Annotated in this window: 2 protein-coding genes; both read left to right on the top strand. The window is 51.8% G+C overall.

Going from position 1 to position 1,518, the window contains the following annotated elements; all coding sequences use genetic code 11:
- Positions 1-103: 103 nt before the first annotated feature.
- A complete protein-coding gene (locus HMPREF2678_RS10590) occupies positions 104-949 on the top strand; it encodes a NucA/NucB deoxyribonuclease domain-containing protein (protein WP_083303447.1) in 846 nt (281 codons plus the stop codon).
- A 10-nt stretch (positions 950-959) separates the two neighbouring features.
- The gene (locus HMPREF2678_RS10245; RefSeq protein ID WP_141747072.1) at positions 960-1,400 is read left to right on the top strand and encodes a hypothetical protein; all 441 of its coding nucleotides are present in this window, start codon (positions 960-962) and stop codon (positions 1,398-1,400) included.
- The last annotated feature ends 118 nt before the right edge of the window (positions 1,401-1,518 follow it).

The following is a 1,518-nucleotide window of genomic DNA, read 5'->3' as shown; positions in this document are numbered from 1 at the left end:
ATCAACACCACCACCGGAGAAGTTATCCACCGCGACGTGTTCACCCACACCGGTAACCAACTAGCAGCCGTCACCACCACCGTCAACACCACCGATCCGGCACGTGTGGACTACTGACCCTGCTACTGGCCAGACACACGGCCAGATCACACTAACCACCCGTAACACCAACGACACTCCGGCGAACCCTGCCGCTGGTTGGTCCCAGGCCCGGGTTGATGCGACGTTCTACGCCCTGGTGTGCGACCTAGCCGGAGCGCCACAGGAACTAATCAACACCACCACCGGTGTCGTGGAGGGACACACCACCCAAACGTTGTATGGCAAGCGTACGTGGTCTGGTCGGTGTACCAGCCCGTTGTTGTTTGCAGGTCAGTACGAGGATGCGGAATCTGGGTGGGCGTACAACCGCTTCCGCTACTACAGTCCCACCCTGGGTGCCTATAACGCCCAAGACCCACTCGGACTCGCCCCACGACTCGCCTCAGCACAAGGATATGTCGACCACGCAGCATACTGGGTCGATGTGCTCGGGCTGTTTGGCTGTGGACATCCACGACATGGACGCCCAACACCTGACACAGAAGGACCACTACTTCCAAATGGTCAATTCGAGATACCAGTTTACGAAGTTAGTCGCACATCTCAACCAGAAGTCGCACAAACCCTAGATAAGGCAATTCAACAAGGCCAACCGACCCTACTTCAAAGAACGACAGACAAATCAATCATCCGCCAAAACAGAGCCGAAGCAACCAGAGGATGGGATTATACTAAGGGAAGCCCCGATGAATTTCCTTACGCATCAACTAAACAGGGAGGTGCAGGGGCAACCGTAAATGGTGTATCGCGTTCTGCGCAGAGAAGTCAAGGAGGCTCATTGTCTAGTTTCTACCGATCTAACAGGGTTGGCGATGGTGACTACTTTAGAGTTAAATTAACTGATTAGGAGTTTACGATTGAAATCCTTCTCCATTAAAATCGAACCGACAAACTACATTTTTGAAGTTTTTGGTGACGAATCTGCTGAAACTGAACTTCATTGGTCGGGAAATCCGCCGGTCGGTAGAGCCAAGGGCGCTTTTGCAGTAGCGCTCCCAGATCTAGAGATAGGCGAAACGTTTTCAGCCACCGTTTGTTTCACAGATGCACCCGCCGAGGAGCAAAACGCTTTCTCCAAACATGTGATTGAAACCTTTGATGGGAAAATAGAAATATTAGATGTTGTTGAAAGTGAGCTTACAGGCTCAGAGGGATTTGTTGGGACCCTTTACTCATTGCCATGGACTGTCCCCACAGAAATCACGTTAAGCGCCCCACAAGGTTTCTCGAGAAATAGTGAGGGCGAGTTTGTGCCGCTTAGTTTGCATTTAACTTTTAACCCAGCATCAGAGACTTGAGTCTAGTGAGTTTCTAGCAGGGGCAGCGATTGGAGCCTTTGTATTCCTACACCTACGACGGTCTCGGCCGACGTGTCGCCAAAGACACCATCAACACCACCACCGGAGAAGTTATCCA

This window comes from Corynebacterium sp. HMSC058E07 (assembly GCF_001809885.1).
Taxonomy (GTDB): Bacteria; Actinomycetota; Actinomycetes; order Mycobacteriales; family Mycobacteriaceae; genus Corynebacterium; species Corynebacterium macclintockiae.
This window is presented reverse-complemented; position numbering and strand designations above follow the sequence as displayed.